Origin of the sequence: Pseudomonas sp. AP42 (assembly GCF_001728935.1) — a bacterium.
GTDB classification, from domain to species: Bacteria; Pseudomonadota; Gammaproteobacteria; order Pseudomonadales; family Pseudomonadaceae; genus Aquipseudomonas; species Aquipseudomonas lactis.
In genome coordinates this window covers 1-20,967 of the sequence record NZ_LYSO01000108.1, presented here as the reverse complement: position 1 = coordinate 20,967, position 20,967 = coordinate 1, and the positions used below count along the sequence as shown (strand labels likewise).

Here is a 20,967-nt window from a genome sequence, read left to right as displayed (position 1 = left end):
AAAAGTGAGCCGCCGTCAGGGCGGAACCCTAAGCGGCCGTTACCGCAGCAATGGATATGCACACAATCCAACCGTGTTGACCGCCAGGCCGCCTTCGCGAGCAAGCCCGCTCCCACAGTTTTGACCGCGGAGTGTCAGGTAGAGAAGTGTCGGCTGGTAGGCCGCCATCGCAGGCAAGCCCGCTCCCACAGTTGATCTGCGATGCGCTTGAGTTATTTCTTTGGCTTCGGGATCCGCACCAGTTGCGTATCCGAATAGATGTCATGCCAGCTGCGCTTGTGTTTATCAAACAACGACCAGATAAACCCCAACCCCACGCACAACCACGACGCTATCGACACCACAAAACGCAACAATGCCTGCCACAGGCTGATCCGTGACCCGTCGGCGTTTTGCACGCGCACGCCCCACACCTGCATGCCCAGTGTCTGCCCGGAATGGGTCCAGAACTTGGCGAAGAACCCAAACAGCACAAACAACAGGATCGTCGACAGCAACGGGTCACCGTCCAGCGCGCCGGACTCGGTGAGCGTGCGCATCTTCGCTTCGCCCACGAAGGCGATCCACACCAGCTTGTAGATAAACGCGGTGACGATCAGCAAGGCAGTGCACAACAGGAAATCGTAGAACATCGCTGCCAGGCGGCGGCCCAGGCCAACGGCGGGGAACTCGCCCTGGGGGCTCAAGAGGGGTTTGGACATGGCAGGGCTCTCTGGAGAAAGCACGCAGTTTACGCAATGGCGCCCATAAAAAAGCCCCTGATGTCATATCAGGGGCTTTTTGTCGCAGGAAGGATCAGCCTTCTGCTTGGACTTCGTCAGCCTGCAGGCCTTTCTGGCCTTGAACTGAAACGAAGGTGACCTTCTGGCCTTCCTTCAGGCTCTTGAAACCGTTGCCCTGGATAGCGCGGAAATGCACGAACAGATCCGGGCCGCTTTCAGGCGTGATAAAACCAAAGCCTTTTTCGTCGTTGAACCACTTGACGGTACCGCTCTGACGTCCACCTTTATCCGACATTTTCTTCTTTCCTTTGACGCTAAAAATTAATGACAGCCCCTTTCACACGAAAGAGTACTGGGCTGGGTTGCAGGAAAGTAAGAGACGTCGAACGGGTTGTAGCAAACTACTTGAGCTACTGCCCAGGTCCAGGTTCCAAGCGACCCATGCAAACACAGTGGGCAAACTCTACGCCAACTAATATGAAAAAAACAAGCCCTTGTGCAGGCCCTTGTTTTATTGGCTCTCATGACACTTTGTTGAATATTCTGATACCGACTTATTCGATAGAGTTATTCACTTGTTATAGGACGTCAGCTATAAAAACGTCTATCGTGAATGCACTGTTTTATGGCGGTTGCGTTACAGTTTAGTGCACGTTAACGCAACCGCGTTACTTATAGAAACAGTCAATCAGCCGCGGTAGTAACGTTGCGGAACGAATGGCATTTTACTTACACGTAGTGGCACCTTTTTCCCACGTACCATTGCGCAAACTTCGGTATCCAGTGCGACAAATGCGCTGTCCAGATAACCCATCGCCAGAGGGCCGCCCAAGGTGGGGCCAAAGCCGCCGCTGCACACGCTGCCGATCACAGTGCCCTGGGCATCGACGATTTCTGCGCCTTCCCGCACCGGGGTACGCTCCTGCGGCAGCAGGCCTACGCGTTTGCGCGCCACACCGGTTTGTTGCTGGGTGAAGATGCGGTCGGCGCCGGGGAAGCCGCCGGCCCGTGCACCATCGGCACGCCGGGCCTTGGAGATCGCCCACAGCAGGCTGGCTTCGATCGGCGTGGTGTCGGTGTTCATGTCGTGACCGTACAGGCACAGGCCGGCTTCCAGGCGCAGCGAATCGCGGGCACCCAGGCCGATGGCCTGCACTTCGGTTTCGGCCAACAGGCTGCGGGCCAGGCTCTCGGCATTGGCTGCCGGCACGGAGATTTCAAAGCCGTCTTCACCGGTGTAACCGGAGCGGCTGACGTAGCAGTCCACGCCCAGCAAACGCAGGGTGGCAAATTGCATGAAAGTCATCTGGGTGACTTCAGGGGCCAGGCGCGCCAATACTTTCACGGCCGCCGGGCCTTGCAGGGCCAGCAGGGCGCGTTCTTCGAACAGCGGTTCGATGGTGCATTGGTCGCCGATATGTGTGCGCAGGTGCGCCAGGTCCTGGTCCTTGCAAGCCGCGTTGACCACCAGGAACAGCTCGTCGTTACCCAAGTTGGCGACCATCAGGTCGTCGAGGATGCCGCCTTGCTCATTGGTGAACATCGCATAGCGCTGCATGCCCACCGGCAGGTCGATGATATCGACGGGCACCAGGGTTTCCAGGGCCTTGGCGGCATTTGCGCCGGTGAGGCGAATCTGGCCCATGTGGGACACGTCGAACAACCCGGCCTGTTCACGGGTGTGCAGGTGTTCTTTCATCACGCCCAAGGGGTACTGCACCGGCATGTCGTAGCCGGCGAAGGGCACCATGCGTGCGCCCAGTTCCAGGTGCAGGGCATGCAATGGGGTTTTCAACAGGGTTTCGGTGGACATATTCAGCTCCTGAAAAACGTGCCGACGCGCTTGTGGGCGTCAGCACTCGATAATGTTGACTGCCAAACCGCCGCGGGCGGTTTCCTTGTATTTGCTTTTCATATCGGCGCCGGTCTGGCGCATGGTGCGGATGACCTTGTCGAGGGACACAAAATGCTGGCCGTCGCCGCGCAGGGCCATGCGCACGGCATTGATCGCCTTCACCGAGCCCATGGCATTGCGCTCGATGCACGGCACCTGCACCAGCCCGCCAATCGGGTCGCAGGTCAGGCCGAGGTTGTGTTCCATGCCGATCTCGGCGGCGTTTTCCACTTGGGACACGCTGCCGCCCAGCACTTCGCAGAGGGCGCCTGCGGCCATGGAACAGGCCACGCCGACTTCGCCCTGGCAACCGACTTCGGCGCCTGAGATCGAAGCGTTTTCCTTGTACAAAATGCCGATGGCGGCGGCGGTGAGCAAAAAGCGCACCACGCCGTCTTCGTTCGCGCCGGGGATAAAGCGCATGTAGTAATGCAGCACGGCGGGAATGATCCCGGCCGCGCCGTTGGTGGGCGCAGTGACGACGCGCCCGCCATTGGCGTTTTCTTCGTTGACCGCCAGCGCATACAGGTTGACCCAGTCCAGCACCGACAGCGGGTCGCGCAGCGCCGACTCGGGGTTCTTGCACAACTGCCGGTGCAAGGCCGCTGCCCGGCGCTTGACCTTCAAGCCTCCGGGCAAGATGCCTTCGTTGCGACAGCCGGCATCGACGCAGTCCTGCATGACCTGCCAGATCTTCAACAACCCGCTGCGGGTTTCCGCTTCCGGGCGCCAGGCGCTTTCATTGGTCAGCATCACCTGGCTGATAGACAGGCCATAGGTGGTGCAATGGCCAAGCAAGTCCTTGGCGTGTTTGAACGGGAAGGTCAGGGGCGTGGCGTCTTCGACGATACGGTCGGCGCCCGCCGCGTCTTCATCCACCACGAAACCGCCCCCGACCGAGTAATACTCGCGGCTGCGAATCTGGATACCGGCGGCGTCAAAAGCGCGGAAGATCATGCCGTTGGGATGATAGGCAAGGGGTTTGCGAATCATCGCCAGGTGTTCTTTCTCGTTGAACGCAATGCTGTGTTCGCCGAGCAGGTTGAGGCGCCCGTCGCTGCGCATCTGCGCCAGGCGTGCAGCCACGGTTTCGGTATTCACGGTGTCCGGGTGTTCGCCTTCCAGGCCCAGCAACACGGCCTTGTCGCTGCCGTGGCCTTTGCCGGTGGCGCCCAGCGAGCCGTAGAGCTCCACCTTGATGCCGGTGGTGGCCTCCAACAGGTTGTCACGCTTGAGCCCCTCGACGAATCGAGCGGCGGCACGCATCGGGCCGACGGTGTGGGAACTGGAGGGGCCGATGCCAATCTTGAACAGGTCGAACACGCTAAGGGACATGGTTGTTCTCCGGTTTCTTATTATTTTCTGAAAGCCGACTCGGTCAAATGTGGGAGCGGGCTTGCTCGCGAATGCGGTCTTTCAGATGTTGATTATTTGACTGACCCACCGCATTCGCGAGCAAGCCCGCTCCCACATTTTTGACCGGGTGCATTCTCAGGTTATGCGTAGCTCTCGATCGACGGGCACGCACACACCAGGTTGCGATCACCAAACACGTTGTCGACCCGGCCAACCGGCGGCCAGTACTTGCCTTCGATCAACGACGCCACCGGGTACACCGCTTGTTCACGGCTGTAAGGGTGGCTCCATTCGCCCACCAGTTCCGCTGCCGTGTGCGGCGCGTTCTTGAGCGGGTTGTCGTCTTTGTCGAGGGTGCCGTTTTCTACCGCGCGGATTTCTTCGCGGATGGCGATCATGGCGTCGCAGAAGCGGTCCAGTTCTTCCTTGGATTCACTTTCGGTCGGCTCGATCATCAAGGTGCCGGCCACCGGGAACGACATGGTCGGCGCGTGGAAACCAAAGTCGATCAGGCGCTTGGCCACGTCGTCCACGCTGATGCCGCTGCTGTCTTTCAACGGGCGCAGGTCGAGGATGCATTCGTGGGCCACCAGGCCATTGCTGCCGGTGTACAGCACCGGGTAGTGCTCTTCCAGGCGGCGGGAAATGTAGTTGGCATTCAGGATCGCCAGCTGCGACGCACGCTTGAGGCCGGCGCCGCCCATCATGCTGATGTACATCCAGGTGATCGGCAGAATGCTCGCGCTGCCGAACGGCGCGGCGCACACCGCGCCTTCCTTGCGCTCCATGGCTGCGTGGCCAGGCAGGAACGGCGTGAGGTGCGACTTGACGCCAATCGGGCCAACACCCGGGCCGCCACCACCGTGGGGGATGCAGAAGGTTTTGTGCAGGTTCAGGTGGGACACATCGCCGCCGAACTTGCCTGGCGCGCAGAGGCCAACCATGGCGTTCATGTTGGCGCCGTCGATGTACACCTGGCCGCCATTGTCGTGGATGATCCCGCAGATTTCGCGGATACCTTCCTCGAACACACCGTGGGTGGACGGGTAGGTGATCATCAGCGCGGCGAGGTGCTCGCGGTGCTCGATGGCCTTGGCGCGCAGGTCTTCGATGTCGACGTTGCCGCGGGCGTCGCAAGCGGTGACCACCACGCGCATGCCGGCCATGTTGGCGGTGGCCGGGTTGGTGCCGTGGGCTGACGACGGGATCAGGCAGATGTCGCGACGTTCTTCGCCACGGCTCTGGTGATAGGCGCGGATGGCCAAGAGGCCTGCGTATTCACCCTGGGAACCGGCGTTCGGCTGCAGGGAGATCGCGTCATAACCGGTGGCCGCGCAGAGCATGGCTTCCAGTTCGCTGGTCAGTTGCTGGTAGCCGGCGCTTTGCGCAGCGGGGGCGAATGGGTGCAGGGCGCCGAACTCGGCCCAGGTCACCGGGATCATTTCGCTGGCGGCGTTGAGCTTCATGGTGCACGAGCCCAGCGGGATCATTGTGCGGTCCAGGGCCAGGTCCTTGTCGGCCAGCTTGCGCAGGTAGCGCATCAGCTCGGTTTCCGAGTGGTAGCGGTTGAACACCGGGTGGCTGAGGATCGGCGACTGGCGCAGCAAAGCGCTCGGCAGGGTGCTGTCGGTGGTGGTAAAGGCCGGCAGGGTTTTGCCGTCGGCGAAGATCGCCCACAAGGCCTGGATATCGGCCTGGGTGGTGGTTTCGTCGACCGACAGGCCAACGCGCTCGCCGTCTACTACACGCAGGTTGATGCGCTGGGCGCGGGCCTTGTCGTGCAGGGCGGCAGTGTGAGCGCCGGTGTGGATTGTCAGGGTGTCGAAGAAGTGTGCCTGCTCGACCTTCTGGCCCAGGGCCGTCAAGCCCTTGGCCAGGATCGCGGTCAACTGGTGAATGCGCTGGGCGATCTGGGTCAGGCCTTTGGGGCCGTGGTACACGGCGTACATGCTGGCGATGTTGGCCAGCAGCACTTGGGCAGTGCAGATGTTGCTGGTGGCTTTCTCACGGCGGATATGCTGCTCGCGGGTCTGCATGGCCAGGCGCAGCGCCGGCTTGCCGAAGCGGTCGACGGAAACGCCGACCAGACGGCCTGGCATGTCGCGCTTGAACGCATCCTTGGTGGAGAAGTACGCCGCGTGCGGGCCACCAAAGCCCAGTGGTACGCCAAAGCGTTGTGCGCTGCCAATGGCGACGTCGGCACCGAATTCGCCCGGCGGCGTCAGCAGGGTCAGGGCCATCAGGTCGGCGGCCACGGCGACCAGTGCGTTGGCGGCGTGGAAGCGTTCGGTCAGTTCGCGGTAGTCGAACACGTCGCCGTTGCTGGCCGGGTATTGCAGCAGGGCGCCGAAGAACGGGCTGACATCGGTCAGTTCGCGCTCATCGCCCACCACCACATCGATACCCAGTGGCTCGGCACGGGTGCGCAGCACGTCGAGGGTTTGTGGGTGGCTGTGCACCGACGCGAAGAACGCGTTGCTGCTTTTGTTCTTGCTCAGGCGCTTGCAGAAGGTCATGGCTTCTGCGGCGGCGGTGGCTTCGTCGAGCAGGGAGGCGTTGGCGATCGGCAGGCCGGTGAGGTCGCTGATCAGGGTCTGGAAGTTCAGCAGGGCTTCCAGGCGGCCTTGGGAAATCTCCGGCTGGTACGGCGTGTAGGCGGTGTACCAGGCCGGGTTTTCCAGCAGGTTGCGCAGGATCGGCGACGGCGTGTGGCAGTTGTAGTAGCCCTGGCCGATGTAGGTCTTGAACAGTTGGTTCTGGCTGGCAATGGCCTTGATCTTGGCCAGGGCTTGGGCTTCGCTCAGGCCGTCTTCCAGGCCGAGTACGCTGGTGCCCTTGATGCTTTCCGGGATCACGCTGGCGCTTAGCGCTTCGAGGGAATCAAACCCCAGGCTGGCGAGCATCTGCTGCTCATCTTCCTGGCGCGGGCCGATGTGGCGGGCGATGAATTCGTTGGCGGTGGTCAGATTAACGGTCATGGCGCGCTCCTCAGGCTTCAGCGTTGGCTTTGATCAGGCGGTCGTACGCATCCTGATCCAACAGCTTAGCCACTGCATCAGCGTCGGCGGGTTTAAAGCGGAAGAACCAGCCTTCGCCCATCGGGTCTTCGTTGACCAGTTCCGGGCTGCCATCGAGCTTGTCGTTGACTTCCAGGACTTCACCGTCCAACGGCATGTACACACCGCTGGCGGCTTTGACCGACTCCACGGTGGAGGCTTCGGCGCCCTTTTCGTAAGCCTGCAACTCCGGCAGTTGCACGAAAACCACATCACCCAGCGCGTTTTGCGCAAACGCGGTGATACCCACGGTGACGCTGCCATCGGCTTCGGCGCGCAGCCATTCGTGATCTTCAGTGAAACGCAACTCGCTCATGGAAACTCCTCAGGGCCAGAATCGTCTGGTGGACGGGATTGGAATAATGGGGAGTTGCTTAGCAATATCGCGGCCAATGTTATTAAATCGTTATAGATCAACGGGTTAATAAATTTAGCGAGAAGGTTGGCTGAGTACGCTGTAGCGATTTCGCTACAGTCCGGCGCGTGAAAAAAAGCCTATGCGGATCAAAGCCTTGCATGGCGCGCAAAAAACAGGGTTGTAGCGATATCGTTACGCTGTAGCGCTTTCGGTACACGGAATGTCGTTCTCAGACCAAAACTGTAATGCGCCCCACTGTAGGAGCGAGCCTGCTCGCGAAGATCGTCAACGATGACGCGGGCAGCCTGGATGAACCTGGCGCCCTTGGGTTTTTCGCGAGCGAGCTCGCTCCTACAGTGGAGAGAACATGGCTCAGGGCTTGTTGGGTATGCCGTACTTGCGCAGGCGGTGGGCGATAGCCGTGTGGGAGGTTTGCAAGCGGCTGGCCAGTTGGCGGGTCGAGGGGTAGCGGCTGTAGAGACTTTCCAGCAGGCTGCGCTCGAAATCTTCCACGGCCTGTTCCAGGCTGTCGACTTCACCATCGTTCTGGCGCGCCACGGAGGTGCCGGCGATGTCCAGGTCGCCGATGTCCACCAGGCTGCTTTCGCAGATGGCGGCAGCGCGGAAGATCACGTTTTGCAACTGCCGCACGTTGCCCGGCCAGTGGTTGCCCAGCAGGGCAGGATAGGTACCCGGCGCCAGGCGGCAGACCGGGCGCTGGATCTGCGCGCAGGCTTGCTGCATGAAGTAGCGCGCCAGCAGGAGGATGTCCTGGCCGCGTTCACGCAAGGGCGGCACGGCGACGTTGAGCACGTTGAGGCGGTAGAACAGGTCTTCGCGAAAGGCGCCTTCGCTGACCATTTTTTCCAGGTCGCGGTGGGTGGCGCTGAGGATGCGCACATTGACCTTCACTTCGCGGTCGCCACCCACGCGGCGAAAGCTGCCGTCATTCAGAAAACGCAGCAGTTTGGCTTGCAGGTACGGCGACATTTCACCGATCTCATCGAGGAACACCGTGCCCTGGTTGGCCAGCTCCATGAGCCCCGGTTTGCCACCGCGTTGCGCGCCGGTAAAGGCGCCGGGCGCATAGCCGAACAATTCGCTTTCGGCGAGGTTTTCCGGCAGTGCCGCGCAGTTCAGTGCCAGGAACGGCGCACTGTGACGCGTGCTGATGGCGTGGCAGGCGCGGGCCACCAGCTCTTTGCCGGTACCGGTTTCGCCCTGGATCAGCAGCGGTGCATCCAGCGCGGCCACCCGTTGCGCCCGGGCCTTGAGCGTGCGGATCGCCGGGGACTCGCCCAGCAGTGCATCAAACCCTTCGGCATGGTCATGGTGCAGCGCCGACAGTTGTTCGCCGATGCGGTTGGGCTGGTAAAGAGTGAGCAGGGCGCCGGCGTCGGTGATTGGCGTGGCGCCCAGCAGCAGGGTCTGGCCGTTCACGCTGATCTCGCGCAACGGCAATCGAAAGCCCTGCTCCAGCAGGGTCTCCAGCAAGGCCGCGTCATCGAACAGCTCGGCGATGCTTTCGCCGGCCGGTTCACGGCCGTACAAGGCGATCAACGCCGGGTTGGCCAGCAGGATTTTGCCGGCGCTGTCCAGGGCCAGTACCGGGTCGGTCATGGCCGCCAGCAGGGCGTCGAGTTGCAAGTGGCGGCGCTGGCCCGGAAGAATGTCGACCACCTTTACCGCTTGCACGCCGTGCACGCTGAACAACGCGTCGCGCAGCTCTTCGAGCACGTCGGCGCTGAGGGTTGGCGCGTCGATATAGACGTTGGGCGGCACCATCTCCACCGCATCCAGATTGAGATTGCGCCCACCGAGCAAGGCCAGGACTTCCTGGGTGATGCCGACGCGGTCGATGAAGCTGACGTGGATACGCATGGGGCGATTGGCAATTCTGAAGAGCAGAGGCGGCAAGTATGCCTTGGAGCGAGTGGAGATCAAAATGTGGGAGCGGGCTTGCTCGCGAATGCGGTGGGTCAGTCAGCAGATTATTGACTGTTCCACCGCATTCGCGAGCAAGCCCGCTCCCACAGGGGATTTGCGGTGTTTTTATTCCAGGTGTTCGGGTTTGACCGGGTCGCCGGATTTCATCCCCAACTGCTGGCGCACATCCTCAAACATCAGATCGTAATGCTTGTGCTGTGAACCGACGCTGCTATGGGTCTTGGGAATGCCGTATTTTTCGACAATCTTGGTCACATTGCTGGCGAAGTTGTAGGCCTGGTCCTTGGGCAGGAAAAAGGTCTCTTTCATGGCCTTGCCCTGAATGCTCCCATGCAGGGTGAACTGCATGCCTTTGCCTTCGCGCTCATCCGTGACCACTTCATAGTCCAGGCACAGGTCATAGCTGACATCGTCCTTGTTCAGCGCGTGTCGCTCGATATGCAGGTGGCCGGGTTCAAAGATAGCCATAGGCGTTTCTCCTCAACTTCACAGGTAGGTGATGCCAGGTTTGGCCGTGCTGATGCGCGTGCCGGCGCTGCCCTGGACGATGGCTTCGATGTCCGAGAGTGAACCGATCACCGCGGTTTTGCCAGTCTGGCGAGCGAACTCGCAGGCGGCCTGGACCTTGGGGCCCATGGAGCCGGCGGCGAAGCCGAGTTTTTCCATGTCGTCCGGGTGGGCCTGGCCGATGGCCTTCTGGGTGGGCTTGCCGAAGTCGATAAAGGCGGCGTTGACGTCGGTGGCGATCACCAGCAAATCAGCTTCCAGTTGCGTGGCCAGCAAGGAGGAGCACAGGTCTTTGTCGATTACGGCTTCAATGCCGCGCAGCTTGCCGTCTTCGCCATACATGGTGGGGATGCCGCCACCGCCGGCGCAGATCACGATGGCTTTTTTCTCCAGCAGCCATTTGATCGGGCGGATTTCAAAGATGCGTTTGGGGCGCGGGCTGGCGACCACGCGGCGGTATTTGTCGCCGTCGGGCGCGATGGCCCAGCCTTTCTCGGCGGCGAGTTTCTCGGCTTCGGCTTTGGCGTACACCGGGCCGATGGGCTTGGTGGGGTTCTGGAAGGCCGGGTCCTTGGCGTCCACTTCCACTTGGGTGAGCAGGGTGGCGAATGGCACTTCAAAGTCCAGCAGGTTGCCCAGTTCCTGTTCGATGATGTAGCCGATCATGCCCTCGGTCTCGGCGCCCAGCACGTCCAGCGGGTAAGGCGAGACGCTGGTGTAGGCCGCTGCCTGCAATGACAGCAGGCCGACTTGCGGGCCATTGCCGTGGGCGATCACCAGTTCGTTGCCGGGGTGGATCTTGGCGATCTGTTCGGTGGCGATACGGATGTTGGCCCGTTGATTGTCTGCGGTCATGGGTTCACCACGACGCAGGAGGGCGTTGCCGCCCAGGGCTACGACGATGCGCATACAGAATGTCCTTTCAGGGAACGCATGAATACCTCGGTCAATGTGGGAGCTGGCTTGCCTGCGATGAGGGCCTGGCAGGCGACCTGCTGTTGCCAGACCCACCGCTATCGCAGGCAAGCCAGCTCCCACACTGACGGTGTTCACACCGTGGAAATTAAATGTCTGCCAACGCCGACACCAGAATCGCCTTGATGGTATGCATGCGGTTTTCCGCCTGCTCAAAGGCGATATTGGCCGGCGACTCGAACACCTCTTCGGTCACTTCCACACCATTGGCCAGGTGCGGATAGCGCGCTGCGATGTCCTTGCCGACCTTGGTTTCACTGTTGTGGAACGCCGGCAGGCAATGCATGAATTTCACCCGAGGGTTGCCCGAGGCTTTCATCATCTTGGCGTTGACCTGGTACGGCAGCAGTTGCTCGATGCGCTCGTCCCACGCTTCCACCGGTTCGCCCATGGACACCCAGATATCGGTGTGGATGAAGTCCACGCCCTTCACGGCCTCTGCAGGGTCTTCGGTGATGGTGATGCGTGCGCCGCTTTCCTCGGCAAAGGCCTGGCACTCTTTGATGAAATCTTCATGGGGCCACAGCGCTTTCGGCGCGCCGATGCGCACGTCCATGCCGAGCTTGGCGCCGATCATCAGCAGCGAGTTGCCCATGTTGTAGCGGGCGTCCCCCAGGTACGCGTAGCTGATGTCATGCAGCGGCTTGTCGCTGTGTTCGCGCATGGTCAGGGTGTCGGCGATCATCTGGGTCGGGTGGAATTCGGCGGTGAGGCCGTTGAACACCGGCACGCCCGCGAACTTGGCCAGTTCTTCGACGATTTCCTGTTCAAAGCCACGGTATTCAATGGCATCGAACATCCGGCCCAGTACGCGGGCGGTGTCTTTCATGCTTTCTTTGTGGCCGATCTGCGACGACACCGGGTCGATATAGGTGACGTGGGCGCCTTGGTCATGGGCCGCGACTTCAAAGGCACAACGGGTGCGGGTCGAGGTTTTTTCGAAGATCAGCGCGATGTTCTTGCCCTGCAGGTGCGGACGCTCGGTGCCGGTGTATTTGGCGCGTTTGAGGTCGCGGGACAGGTCCAGCAGGTAATGCAGCTCGCGGGTGGTGTGGTGCATCAGCGACAGCAGGCTGCGGTTGCGCATATTGAAAGCCATGATGGAATCTCCTTAGTAGTCGATAGGGTCGCGGATGATCGGGCAGGTCATGCAGTGGCCGCCGCCACGACCACGGCCGAGTTCACCGGCGCTGATGGTGATCACTTCCACACCGGCCTTGCGCAGCAAGGTGTTGGTGTAGGTGTTGCGGTCGTAGCCAATCACCACGCCCGGCTCCACGGCCACCACGTTGTTGCCGTCATCCCATTGCTCGCGTTCGGCGGCGAAGCTGTTGCCGCCGGTCTCGACCACGCGCAAAGCCTTGAGGTTGAGCGCTGCAGCGACGGTTTCGAGGAAGTTGGTTTTCTCGCGCTGGATGTCGATGCCGTGGGGCTTGCTCTCGTCCGGGCGCAGAGTGAACGGCACGATCTGGTTGACCACTTCGGGGAAGACGGTGACCAGGTCGCGGTCGCAGAAGCTGAACACGGTGTCCAGGTGCATCGCCGCGCGGGATTTGGGCAGGCCGGCAACGATGACGCGTTCCACGGCTTTGTTCTGGAACAGGTTGCGCGCCAGTTGGCCGATGGCCTGGTGGGATGAGCGTTCGCCCATGCCGATCAACACCACGCCGTTGCCAATCGGCATCACGTCGCCGCCTTCCAGCGTCGCGGCGCCATGTTCCTGGTCGGGGTCGCCGTACCAGATCTGGAAGTCCGCGTTGGTGAACTCAGGGTGGAATTTATAGATGGCGCTGGTCAGCAGGGTTTCCTGACGTCGCGCCGGCCAGTACATCGGGTTGAGCGTCACGCCGCCGTAGATCCAGCAGGTGGTGTCGCGAGTGAACTGGGTGTTGGGCAGTGGCGGCAGGATGAAACTGGCGTGGCCCAGAAAATCGCGGAACATCTCGATGGTCTTGCCACCGAAGCTGCTCGGCAGATCGTCGGCCGATACGCCGCCAATCAGGTATTCGCTGATTTTGCGCGGCTCCAGGCTGCGCAGCCACGAGCCGACTTCGTCGACCAGGCCCAGGCCTACGGTGTTGGCGGTGATCTTGCGCTCCAGGATCCAGTCCAGCGCTTCGGGGTTGGCGACGATGTCGGTGAGCAGGTTGTGCATTTCCAGCACATCAATGTCCCGCTCGCGCATCTTGGTGACGAAGTCGAAGTGGTCGCGCTTGGCCTGGGCCACCCACAGCACGTCATCGAACAGCAGTTCGTCGCAGTTGTTGGGGGTCAGCCGCTGGTGGGCCAAACCTGGGGAGCACACCATGACTTTGCGCAGTTTGCCGGCTTCGGAATGTACGCCGTACTTCACTTTTTCCGTGGTCATTACAGATCCTCCAGTGAACAACAATTACAGGGTCAGGAAGCCGTCGTAGAGCCCATAGGCCGCCACCAGGGCGCCAATGACCACTGCGGCGAAAATCAGCTTCTCGACGGGGGTGAAAATCGGTTTGCCCAGTTCACGCTTGGCCTTGGCGAACAGGATCGCGCCGGGGGCGTAGAGCAGGGCGGAGAGCAGCAGGTATTTGGTGCCGCCGGCATACAGCAGCCAGATCGCATAGATCAGGGCGATGGCGCCGATGAACAGGTCTTTCTTGCGCTCTTTGAGGGCGTTCTCGTAGGTCTCGCCGCGCACCGCCAGCAGCAGGGCATAGGCCGCCGACCACAGGTAAGGCACCAGAATCATCGAGGTGGCGAGGTAGATCAGCGACAGGTAAGTGCTGGCGGAAAACAGCGTGATCACCAGGAATATCTGCACCATTGCGTTGGTCAGCCACAGCGCGTTGACCGGCACATGGTTGGCGTTTTCCTTGCGCAGGAACTCCGGCATGGTGTGGTCTTTGGCGGCGGCGAACATGATCTCCGCACACAGCAGCACCCAGGACAGCAGCGCGCCGAGCAGCGAGATGATCAAGCCCACGCTGATCAGCACCGCGCCCCAGTGGCCCACCACATGCTCCAGCACGGCGGCCATCGATGGGTTCTGCAGCTTGGCCAGTTCCGGTTGGGTCATGATCCCCAGGGACAGCACGTTCACCAGCATCAGGAACAGCAGCACGGTGATAAAGCCGATCACGGTGGCTTTGCCCACGTCGCTGCGTTTTTCGGCACGGGACGAGAAGATGCTCGCGCCTTCGATGCCGATAAATACCCACACGGTGACCAGCATCATGTTGCGCACCTGGTTCATCACGCTGCCCAGGTCAGGGTTTTTCACGCCCCAGATGTCAGCGGTGAAAATGTCCAGCTTGAACGCGAACAGCGCGATGAGCACGAACAGCAGCAGCGGCACCACCTTGGCGACGGTGGTCACCAGGTTGATGAACGCGGCTTCCTTGATCCCGCGCAACACCAGGAAATGCACGGCCCACAACAGCACTGACGCAGCGATCACCGCCGTAGGCGTATTGCCTTCGCCAAAGACCGGGAAGAAATAACCCAGGGTGCTGAACAGCAAGACGAAGTAGCCGACGTTGCCCAGCCAGGCGCTGATCCAGTAACCCCAGGCAGATGAAAAGCCCATGTAGTCGCCGAAACCGGCCTTGGCGTAGGCGTATACCCCGCCGTCGAGGTCGGGTTTGCGGTTGGCGAGGGTCTGGAACACGAAGGCGAGGGTCAACATACCGATGGCGGTAATCACCCAGCCAATCAACACCGCACCGACATCGGCGCTGGCGGCCATGTTTTGTGGCAATGAAAAGATGCCGCCGCCAATCATCGAGCCGACGACAAGTGCGACCAGGGCGCCTAATCGAAGTTTTCCGGGAGTTTCAGACATTGCATGACTCCAATGCAGGAGAAGAGAGACCACAGAATAATTCCGTGCGCTAATCAAACAGCTGACTCAGATCACTTCATTGGCACATTCCATTGTGAATTAACGACTTAGGGTGAGATTTTGCGGGCGAAGAAATCCCGCAAAGGCGCTTGCTAGAGCGTTATCTGCTTTGTGGTTAATCATTTGGTCGAGGGCATGGGTGTTGACGCTAGTTCTTATTTGCGGATGTGCAAATTTTTTGTACGTTGTTTGACTATCGCTTCATAATTGACGTATTTAAATTCTAAATAAGCCTAAACTTCGTGCCTTTACATATCCTTATGTTATGACAACGTCATTAATCTGAATTACGTGTGTGCGCAGTTGTCGCCCAACCGTTTATTTTGAGGAACCTGCATGTCCCAACCCGCCCAGAAACTTCGGCTCAGTGCCCTGATCGCCCTGGTGGTGGGCTCGATGATTGGCGGTGGGATTTTTTCATTGCCGCAGAACATGGCCGCCCGTGCCGAGGTGGGCGCCATACTGATCGGCTGGGCAATCACCGCTATCGGCATGCTGACCTTGGCCTTTGTGTTCCAGACGTTGGCGAACCGTAAGCCCGAACTGGATTCCGGGGTGTATGCGTACGCCAAGGCGGGTTTCGGCGACTACATGGGTTTTTCGTCCGCCTGGGGTTACTGGATCAGTGCGTGGATGGGCAACGTCGGTTATTTCGTCTTGTTGTTCAGCACCCTCGGCTACTTTTTTCCGGCGTTCGGCCAGGGCAATACCCCGCTGGCCATTGGCTGCGCGTCGCTGTTGCTGTGGGCTGTGCATTTTCTGGTGATGCGCGGCATCAAAGAGGCGGCGTTTATCAACCAGGTGACGACGGTGGCGAAGATTGTGCCGCTGCTGATGTTTATCGTGATCGCTGCGGTTGCATTCAAGGCGGATATCTTCACCCGCGATATCTGGGGCCTGGGCAACCCGCAGATGGGCAGCGTGGTCGAGCAGGTGCGCCACATGATGCTGGTCACGGTGTTTGTCTTTATCGGCATCGAAGGCGCCAGTGTTTATTCGGCACGGGCACAGAAACGCTCGGACGTGGGGCGCGCCACGGTGATTGGCTTCGTGGGCGTGCTGGCCTTGCTGGTGCTGGTGAACGTGCTGTCCTTGGGCATCATGAGCCAGCCGGAGCTGGCGCAGTTGCAGAACCCGTCCCTGGCCGGTGTGTTGGAGCATGTCGTCGGGCCTTGGGGCGCGGTATTGATCAGTATCGGCCTGGCGGTTTCGCTACTCGGGGCGTTGCTCTCCTGGGCCTTGCTGTGCGCGGAAATCCTCTATGCCACCGCTCAGGACAAGACCATGCCGGCCTTCCTGAAGAAGGAAAACGCCAATCAGGTGCCGGTCAATGCCTTATGGCTGACCAACGTGATGATCCAGGCATTCCTGGTGATCACGCTGTTTTCAGCCAGCACCTACACCACCCTGATCTACCTGGCGTCGTCGATGATCCTGGTGCCTTACCTGTGGTCGGCGGCCTATGCGGTGCTGTTGAGCGCGCGCGGCGAAACCTATGCCGGCTGGCAGCTCCGGCGCATGAAAGATCTGCTGGTGGGGCTGATTGCCCTCGGTTACGCGATCTGGCTGCTGTATGCGGGGGGCTTGAAGTACTTGCTGCTGTCGGCGCTGTTGTACGCACCGGGCGTGATCCTGTTTGCCCTGGCCAAGCGCGAGCAGGGCCAACCCTTGTTTACCACCGTGGAAAAAGGCATTTTCAGCGGCGTGATCGCGGGCGCCGGGTTGGCCGCGTATGGGCTGTATAGCGGGGTATTGTCACTGTGAGGTTGGCGTATCAACCGCCCTACGACTGGGCGGCGATGCTGGGGTTTTTATCGGTGCGAGCGATTACCGGCTTGGAAACCGTGGTCGCTGGCGTGTATCGACGCAGCATCAGTGTGGCAGGGATACATGGCTGGATCAGTGTCGAACCGGGGGCGGGAGACTGGCTGGAGGTGACGGTCGACTTTCCCGAGCCTGGCGCCATGCCTGAGATCGAGCGGCGCTTGCGCAGGATGTTTGATCTGGATGTCGTGCCTGAGGTGATCAACGCGCAATTGTCGCAAGACCCCCTGATGGCGCAACTGGTTGCGGCCCGCCCTGGCCTGCGGTTGCCTGGCACCTGGGATGGGTTGGAACTGGCGATTCGTGCAGTGCTGGGCCAGCAGATCACCGTGGTGGCGGCGATTCGTCTGGCGGGCAAGCTGGTGGCGCAGTATGGCCAGGCGCTGCAAACCCCGCACGCTGGTATCACTCACCTGTTTCCGACACCTGAAGTGCTGGCGGCGGCGGACCTGGCTACCCTGGGCATGCCCAAGGCGCGGGGGCGTACCTTGTCCGGTGTGGCCCAGGCGCTGTTGGATGATCCTCAGCTTTTCCAACCCAAGGCCAGCCTCAAGGACGGCGTGGCACGGCTGGTGGCGTTGCCGGGGATCGGAGAGTGGACCGCGCAGTACATCGCCATGCGCCAGTTGCGCGAGGCGGATGCGTTTGCGACGGGGGACATCGGGCTGATCAATGCTTTGGCGGCTTTGGAAGGTGGGCCGGTGTCGGCCCGGCAGTTATTGGCGCGGGCCGAGGCGTGGCGGCCGTTGAGGGCGTATGCGGCGCAGCATTTGTGGACGTCGTTGAACCGCAATGATTAGCGGCGCCTGTCTAGGCCTCTTCGCGAGCAAGCCCGCTCCCACATTTTGATCGCATTTCAAAGCATTTACTCGGTCAAGTGTGGGAGCGGGCTTGCTCGCGAAAGCGGACGTGAAGTCACCACTGAGGCCGGTGCGAGCCCAGTTCCACCGCCGGCAAATCCCACTGCAACGGCGTGCCACTGATACTCAGCGGCGCGAGTAGCCGATGGGCCTGGCCCCAGGCTGTCTGCTCCACGACCAGGCCTTGGTCATTAATGTCTTCCTCGCGCAATGCCGCTTGCTGTGCCACTGGCCCGGCCTCCGCCAGTAACTTCGCCGTACGCGCCAACGACAAACGCGCCGACCCGCCGCGTCCGGAGTCCAGGCGCTCGGTCAACGCCCGGATCGCACTGGCGGCCATCAAGTAGCCGGTGGCGTGATCCAGCGCTTGTACCGGTAGCGGCAGAGGTTTATCCGTCTGTTTCCAGGCCATGCCGGCCTCGGCAATCCCGCTGCTCATCTGCACCAGGCTGTCAAAGCCACGACGATTACGCCATGGGCCGTTCCAACCGTAGGCGTTTAGGCTGACGTCGATCAGGCCGGGGGCGATGTGTTGCCGTTCGCCAAGGGTATAACCCAGTTGTTCCAGGGCATCGGCGCGGTAGCCGTGGAGCAGGATGTCGGCGTCCTTGAGCAACGCTTCGAACACCTGCCGACCTTCCTGGCTCTTTAGGTCAAGGCGGGCGCAGCGTTTGCCCAGGGTCATTTCCGGCACCACGCCAGGTTCGTTCCAGGTGGGCGAGTCGATGCGCAGTACGTCGGCGCCCAAGCCCGCGAGGAAACGACTGGCCACCGGGCCGGCTAGCACCCGGGTCAAATCCAGCACCTTGATGCCGGCCAGTGGGCGCGCCGCGGAACCAAGCCAGGGTTTGTTGATGCCGGGTTCGAAGACCTGGCGTTGGATCAACGCCTCGGCGTTCACTGCCAAGCCTTGAGGATGCTGCTGCCAGGCTTGCCAGCTACGCATCTGCGCCGCACAACCGCCCGCATCGACAATCGCCTGTTCCAGTTCGTCGGCTTTCCAGGTTGCGACTTTGCTCGCCATGGCTGCGCGATCAGCGGCAGGCCCCAGTACCCGCTCGGCCGCTGCACGATGATGGGGCGCGTTGGTGTGCAAGCGAATCCAGCCATCGGCGCTGGCGTAGTCACCCGCTACCGGGTCCCACAAAGGCGGCACTTGCCAACCCACGGGGCGAATCGACGAGGAGAACCACAACGAGGCCAGGCGCCGATCCACGCTGACGCTGGGCAGGCGCCCGGTTTGTTGCTCAATCAACTGGGCGACGGCCTGGCCCGCGGCGCCGATGCTGGCGGCCGCCAGGTCAGTCACGGCAAAGGTCGAGGGCAAGGCACCGGCCTGTGTCTGGGGCAGTGGGGCGTGCGGTAAAGCGAGCGCGGCTTGGATGGGAGTCAGCAGGTCAGTCATCAAAGGCCCTCCGTAAGAGAAGGGCCACTATAGAAGATCATCCCACCGGTGTGGCAACCCCAGGGATCAAGGGCAGTTCAATGCTGGCGATAAAACCGCCTTCGGGGTGGTTGGCCAGGATCAGGTTGCCGCCATGGCGTTCGGCGGCGCGACGGGCGATGGCCAGGCCCAGGCCATGGCCTTGGGCGGTTTGGCCGGGCGCACGGTAGAACGGCTCGCCCAATTGGCTCAGGTGCTCGGCTTCAACGCCGGGGCCATGGTCGCGCACGCTGATCAGAATGCGCCCGCCTTGATGCTGGGCCTGCAATTCAATCGGCTCGCCCACCGGGTTGAAGCGCTGGGCATTGCGCAGCAGGTTGTCCACGGCGCGTTCGATCATGGTCGGCCAGCCTTTAAGCTGCAAATCATTGGCAGTCGTCAGTTGCACCACTTGCTCGGGGGCACTGAGTTGGGCGTCCTTTTGCAGCGTTTTAAGCAACGGGTTGAGGTCGATGTCTTCGGCGCTGGCGTTGTCGGCGTCGACCCGTGCCAATACCAAAATTTCGCTGATCAAGGCTTCCAGGCGATCGCATTCGCGGGTCAGGCGCGGCCAGAGTTTTTCCCGTTCTTCGGGGCTGGCGCGTTCGGCCAGGGCCAGGGCGATACGCAAGCGCGCCAGGGGCGAGCGCAGTTCGTGGGAGACGTCGCGCAGCAACTGGCGCTGGCTGCCGATCAGGCTTTGCAAGCGCGCGCCCATGCGGTTGAAGTCGTTGGCCAGCACGCCGAACTCGTCACGCCGGTTGGCCAGTTGCGCCAGGCTGTTCTGTTGATAGGTGGTTTGCCCCAGGTCATGCACCGCCCCGCGCAGACGGCTGAGCGGGCGGGTAATGGACAGGGTCACCAGCAGGCTGAACAGGGTCAGTACCACCAGGGTAATCGCCAATGCACTGAGCGGCCACAGCAGGCTGCTGCGGTGCCAGGCGTCCAGCTCCGGGTGAGGAATACGGTAAATCAGCAGATAGGTATCGCCGGTTTTGGCGCTGGTGTACTCGGCGGTCAGGCGCCGCCAGGGCAGGTGGCCGTCCTGGCTGTCGTTCTGGCGGGCTTCGAACGCGGCGGCGCGGCGCGGGAAGGTGCCGCGCACCACCGGGTCGCCGCTTTCGTTAAGCACTTGCACGTCGATGTGGTACTGGCGTTTGCGCTGCTGCAACAAGTCCTGGGCGGCATCTTCGCCCTGGGTTTCGTAGAGCTGCGTCCACTCCTGGGCCAGGTTGTTGAGCCCAGGGTGGCGGCTGAGAATCCAGGCGTCCTGGTTGAGCATGTGCCCAAGCAGGATCGATAAACCGGCAACCAGGGCGATGGCCAGCCAGAAACTCGCCAGGATACGCCAGAACAATGAACGCACAGGAAACCCTCAAACAGGAAAAGCCCAGCGGCGTGAACCACTGGGCTGGGGGTGACGCTAGGCCATTATTGCGCTTTTTGCGCTTGCTGGGCTTTCCAGGCCTGGAACTCTTTCCATTCGGCGCGGCGCTCGGCTTGCTTCTTGACGATATCGTCGTACTTCTTCTGCTGGTCGGGCTTGAGCACGGCACGGATATCGGCCTGGGTTTTCTGCTTGCCGGCGGCGATTTCGTCCTGCATCGCCTTCTGGTCAGCGGCCGGGAGTTTGTCCAGGTACTTTTGGGTCAGGTCTTTGCGGGCGTGCCATTGGTCACCCATCAGCTTGCGGATCTGTTCGCGCTGTTCCTTGCTCAAGTCCAGCTGGCTGAACGGGCCGCCTTTGCCACGCGGGCCGTGTTCACCGTGGCCTGGGCCACCCATCATGCGGCTTTCAGGCCCACCCATCGGGCCTGGGCCTTCCGGCATTGCCATGGCAACGGTGGGCAGGGCGGTGGCGAACATCAAAGCGATAAGGGTCTTGCGCATGGTGATTCTCCTGTCTCTATTCCGGTGAGTCCGGATGTGAGTAGGTTACGCAGAGCAAGGTCAGCGGCGGTCAGGGGAGGGTAAAGCTTCGGTAAAGACGGGTTTGATAGGAACTGACAAAACCCTTGAGGCTGATGAGAACAATGGTGGGAGCTGGCTTGCCTGCGATAGCCATAGGTATCTACACAACTGTGCAGTTCGCCGCAGCCGCTGGTAACCACGATGCGAAGCGAGTCGCTCTTGATCTTGATCTGCTTTTGATCTTAGGCGCCCCG

General features: G+C 61.2%; 17 protein-coding genes. 2 read left to right on the top strand and 15 right to left on the bottom strand.

The window, feature by feature from the left end; translation table 11 throughout:
- Positions 1-212: 212 nt before the first annotated feature.
- The 12 genes from A7K61_RS25365 to arcD (A7K61_RS25310) form a co-directional block, all read right to left on the bottom strand.
- On the bottom strand, positions 213-701 hold the full coding sequence (locus A7K61_RS25365) for an RDD family protein (protein WP_003193838.1): 489 nt from the start codon (positions 699-701) through the stop codon (positions 213-215).
- Between the two features lie 94 nt (positions 702-795).
- On the bottom strand, positions 796-1,017 hold the full coding sequence (locus tag A7K61_RS25360; RefSeq protein ID WP_014719702.1) for a cold-shock protein: 222 nt from the start codon (positions 1,015-1,017) through the stop codon (positions 796-798).
- Positions 1,018-1,410: 393 nt separating this feature from the next.
- Entirely contained in the window at positions 1,411-2,535 is a 1,125-nt protein-coding gene (gcvT, locus tag A7K61_RS25355; protein ID WP_054898393.1) for a glycine cleavage system aminomethyltransferase GcvT, read from the bottom strand.
- Positions 2,536-2,574: 39 nt separating this feature from the next.
- Complete coding sequence (locus A7K61_RS25350; protein WP_032895533.1) at positions 2,575-3,951, bottom strand: L-serine ammonia-lyase; 1,377 nt, start codon at positions 3,949-3,951, stop codon at positions 2,575-2,577.
- A gap of 161 nt (positions 3,952-4,112) precedes the next feature.
- A complete protein-coding gene (gene gcvP / locus A7K61_RS25345) occupies positions 4,113-6,950 on the bottom strand; it encodes an aminomethyl-transferring glycine dehydrogenase (RefSeq protein WP_069558608.1) in 2,838 nt (945 codons plus the stop codon).
- Positions 6,951-6,960: 10 nt separating this feature from the next.
- A complete protein-coding gene (gene gcvH, locus A7K61_RS25340) occupies positions 6,961-7,344 on the bottom strand; it encodes a glycine cleavage system protein GcvH (RefSeq protein WP_044273368.1) in 384 nt (127 codons plus the stop codon).
- Between the two features lie 414 nt (positions 7,345-7,758).
- Entirely contained in the window at positions 7,759-9,267 is a 1,509-nt protein-coding gene (locus A7K61_RS25335; RefSeq protein ID WP_069558607.1) for a sigma-54-dependent transcriptional regulator, read from the bottom strand.
- Between the two features lie 171 nt (positions 9,268-9,438).
- Positions 9,439-9,801, bottom strand: coding sequence for a DUF5064 family protein (locus A7K61_RS25330; protein ID WP_069558606.1), 363 nt, complete (start codon positions 9,799-9,801; stop codon positions 9,439-9,441).
- 18 nt (positions 9,802-9,819) lie between these two features.
- Positions 9,820-10,749 carry a carbamate kinase gene (arcC, locus tag A7K61_RS25325; protein WP_014719696.1) on the bottom strand — a complete coding sequence of 310 codons (930 nt, stop codon included), beginning with the start codon at positions 10,747-10,749 and terminating at the stop codon, positions 9,820-9,822.
- 154 nt (positions 10,750-10,903) lie between these two features.
- A complete protein-coding gene (locus A7K61_RS25320) occupies positions 10,904-11,914 on the bottom strand; it encodes an ornithine carbamoyltransferase (protein ID WP_003193818.1) in 1,011 nt (336 codons plus the stop codon).
- 12 nt (positions 11,915-11,926) lie between these two features.
- Positions 11,927-13,183, bottom strand: a complete 1,257-nt coding sequence (gene arcA / locus A7K61_RS25315) for an arginine deiminase (protein ID WP_014719694.1) — start codon at positions 13,181-13,183, stop codon at positions 11,927-11,929.
- Between the two features lie 24 nt (positions 13,184-13,207).
- Complete coding sequence (gene arcD / locus A7K61_RS25310; protein ID WP_032895542.1) at positions 13,208-14,635, bottom strand: arginine-ornithine antiporter; 1,428 nt, start codon at positions 14,633-14,635, stop codon at positions 13,208-13,210.
- A gap of 396 nt (positions 14,636-15,031) precedes the next feature.
- On the opposite strand from arcD (A7K61_RS25310), the gene arcD (A7K61_RS25305) reads away from it, so the two are divergent.
- Complete coding sequence (gene arcD, locus A7K61_RS25305; protein ID WP_069558605.1) at positions 15,032-16,459, top strand: arginine-ornithine antiporter; 1,428 nt, start codon at positions 15,032-15,034, stop codon at positions 16,457-16,459.
- Positions 16,456-17,319: a DNA-3-methyladenine glycosylase gene (locus A7K61_RS25300; protein ID WP_047711661.1), complete on the top strand. Its 864-nt coding sequence runs from the start codon at positions 16,456-16,458 to the stop codon at positions 17,317-17,319. The genes arcD (A7K61_RS25305) and A7K61_RS25300 overlap by 4 nt, the downstream gene beginning before the upstream one ends.
- Before the next feature lie 115 nt (positions 17,320-17,434).
- On the opposite strand, the gene A7K61_RS25295 is transcribed toward A7K61_RS25300, so the two are convergent.
- From A7K61_RS25295 to A7K61_RS25285, 3 genes are all read right to left on the bottom strand, one after another.
- Positions 17,435-18,784 carry a CoA transferase gene (locus A7K61_RS25295; protein WP_069558604.1) on the bottom strand — a complete coding sequence of 450 codons (1,350 nt, stop codon included), beginning with the start codon at positions 18,782-18,784 and terminating at the stop codon, positions 17,435-17,437.
- A 37-nt stretch (positions 18,785-18,821) separates the two neighbouring features.
- Positions 18,822-20,168 carry a HAMP domain-containing sensor histidine kinase gene (locus A7K61_RS25290; protein ID WP_044273374.1) on the bottom strand — a complete coding sequence of 449 codons (1,347 nt, stop codon included), beginning with the start codon at positions 20,166-20,168 and terminating at the stop codon, positions 18,822-18,824.
- A gap of 65 nt (positions 20,169-20,233) precedes the next feature.
- Positions 20,234-20,692, bottom strand: coding sequence for an LTXXQ domain protein (locus A7K61_RS25285; RefSeq protein ID WP_032895550.1), 459 nt, complete (start codon positions 20,690-20,692; stop codon positions 20,234-20,236).
- Between the last annotated feature and the right edge of the window lie 275 nt (positions 20,693-20,967).

Excerpts from the sequence above, each read along its gene's own strand:
- A7K61_RS25365 (WP_003193838.1), bottom strand. The coding sequence starts at position 701 with ATGTCCAAACCCCTCTTGAGCCCCCAGGGCGAGTTCCCCGCCGTTGGC.
- A7K61_RS25360 (WP_014719702.1), bottom strand. The coding sequence starts at position 1,017 with ATGTCGGATAAAGGTGGACGTCAGAGCGGTACCGTCAAGTGGTTCAAC.
- gcvT (WP_054898393.1), bottom strand. The coding sequence starts at position 2,535 with ATGTCCACCGAAACCCTGTTGAAAACCCCATTGCATGCCCTGCACCTG.
- A7K61_RS25350 (WP_032895533.1), bottom strand. The coding sequence starts at position 3,951 with ATGTCCCTTAGCGTGTTCGACCTGTTCAAGATTGGCATCGGCCCCTCC.
- gcvP (WP_069558608.1), bottom strand. The coding sequence starts at position 6,950 with ATGACCGTTAATCTGACCACCGCCAACGAATTCATCGCCCGCCACATC.
- gcvH (WP_044273368.1), bottom strand. The coding sequence starts at position 7,344 with ATGAGCGAGTTGCGTTTCACTGAAGATCACGAATGGCTGCGCGCCGAA.
- A7K61_RS25335 (WP_069558607.1), bottom strand. The coding sequence starts at position 9,267 with ATGCGTATCCACGTCAGCTTCATCGACCGCGTCGGCATCACCCAGGAA.
- A7K61_RS25330 (WP_069558606.1), bottom strand. The coding sequence starts at position 9,801 with ATGGCTATCTTTGAACCCGGCCACCTGCATATCGAGCGACACGCGCTG.
- arcC (WP_014719696.1), bottom strand. The coding sequence starts at position 10,749 with ATGCGCATCGTCGTAGCCCTGGGCGGCAACGCCCTCCTGCGTCGTGGT.
- A7K61_RS25320 (WP_003193818.1), bottom strand. The coding sequence starts at position 11,914 with ATGGCTTTCAATATGCGCAACCGCAGCCTGCTGTCGCTGATGCACCAC.
- arcA (WP_014719694.1), bottom strand. The coding sequence starts at position 13,183 with ATGACCACGGAAAAAGTGAAGTACGGCGTACATTCCGAAGCCGGCAAA.
- arcD (WP_032895542.1), bottom strand. The coding sequence starts at position 14,635 with ATGTCTGAAACTCCCGGAAAACTTCGATTAGGCGCCCTGGTCGCACTT.
- arcD (WP_069558605.1), top strand. The coding sequence starts at position 15,032 with ATGTCCCAACCCGCCCAGAAACTTCGGCTCAGTGCCCTGATCGCCCTG.
- A7K61_RS25295 (WP_069558604.1), bottom strand. The coding sequence starts at position 18,784 with ATGACTGACCTGCTGACTCCCATCCAAGCCGCGCTCGCTTTACCGCAC.
- A7K61_RS25285 (WP_032895550.1), bottom strand. The coding sequence starts at position 20,692 with ATGCGCAAGACCCTTATCGCTTTGATGTTCGCCACCGCCCTGCCCACC.